Annotated in this window: 1 protein-coding gene and 2 pseudogenes; 2 read left to right on the top strand and 1 reads right to left on the bottom strand. The window is 65.7% G+C overall.

The window, feature by feature from the left end; translation table 11 throughout:
- A pseudogene (locus tag RM423_RS24810) lies at positions 1–212 on the bottom strand (class I mannose-6-phosphate isomerase); the annotation flags it as partial.
- Positions 213–378: 166 nt separating this feature from the next.
- Here RM423_RS24810 and RM423_RS26160 point away from each other — a divergent pair.
- Both RM423_RS26160 and RM423_RS24805 read left to right on the top strand, forming a co-directional pair.
- Positions 379–609 (top strand): annotated as a pseudogene (locus tag RM423_RS26160) (transposase); the annotation flags it as partial.
- 68 nt (positions 610–677) lie between these two features.
- Positions 678–1,094 carry an IS3 family transposase gene (locus tag RM423_RS24805; protein ID WP_311425707.1) on the top strand — a complete coding sequence of 139 codons (417 nt, stop codon included), beginning with the start codon at positions 678–680 and terminating at the stop codon, positions 1,092–1,094.
- Positions 1,095–1,209 lie beyond the last annotated feature (115 nt).

The following is a 1,209-nucleotide window of genomic DNA, read 5'->3' as shown; positions in this document are numbered from 1 at the left end:
CCTAATCCGAGATGCCAGTCATCCGGATCGTCGACGGCGAAGCCCTGCCATTCCAACATGATCGAGGAGTCGGTCGGTTCCTGCAGCTCGACCAGCAGGATGCCGGCCCCAATCGCATGGGGTACCCCGGCCGGCACCAGCACCGCATCGCCGACCTGGACCGGCAACCGGTTCATCGCGGCCAGCATCGGAGCCGGGTCGCTGTCCTTCATCCAGCGATCAGACCCGCCGCTGTTGCTAACGCCGTCCAGCCGCCTGTTGATCATCGGTTTTTCGGCCGGCGTTGGCAAAGATCGGGGCATTGCTATTTCGGCTGCTCGGGCCGTGGTGGCTCCGATCTGGCCTTGCCCCCGGACGGTGGACACCTCGTAAGTGAGGATGTTCATCATGGGAAGACAGCGTCGGGAGTTCACTCCTGAGTACAAGGACGAGGCCGTGAAGCTGGTGATCAACACCGGTCGGGCGGTGGCCACGGTGGCCCGGGAGCTGGGTATCAACGAGGCGACGTTGGGTCGGTGGGTGAACGCGTTCAGGGCCCGCCATGAGGCTGGCGACGGCGCGTTGAGCGAGACCGAGCGGGCCGAGCTTGCCCGGCTGCGCAAGGAGAACTCGGAACTGAAGATGGATCGGGCGTTCTTGAAAAAAAGCGTCACTCTTCTTCGCCCAGGAAGCCTCGGATACGAACGAGAAGCGTTCGCACTGATGCACGCGGAGAAGAGCAATTTCAGCATCGCCCGGATGGGCCGCCTGCTCGAGGTGTCTCGCTCGGGTTTCTACGCCTGGCTGGTCGCGGGCCGTCGGCGCGGGCGCTGCGCACGGAGCGGATCGAGGCCAAGATCGCCTGGTTCCACGGCGAGTCCGACGAGGTGTCCGGGGCACCGCGGATCCTGGTCGACCTGCGTGAGGACGGGGAGGTCATCTCCCGCAAGACCGTCGCCAAGGCGATGCGCCACCTCGGGCTGCGCGGCGTCTGTCCCAAGCGGTGGCGCACCACGACGGTCATCGATCACGCTGATGCCTACCCCGCTGATGCGGTGGCCCGGATCTGGGACACCGGGACGCTGAACCGCGTCTGGGTCGGCGACATCACCTAATGGGAGGGCCGGGGTGACCCGGCGGTTCGCGGCGGCTGGCAGGAGCCCCTGAGATTTCACCGGTCCAGGTCGAGTGCAGGGTGGTGGGTGAGCTGCTGACAGGTGACCACTCATT

Origin of the sequence: Jatrophihabitans lederbergiae, from assembly GCF_031845305.1 — a bacterium.
In the GTDB taxonomy this organism is placed as follows: Bacteria; Actinomycetota; Actinomycetes; order Mycobacteriales; family Jatrophihabitantaceae; genus Jatrophihabitans_A; species Jatrophihabitans_A lederbergiae.
The sequence above is the reverse complement of the archived record's forward strand: the minus strand, read 5'-3'. Positions and strand labels throughout refer to the sequence as shown.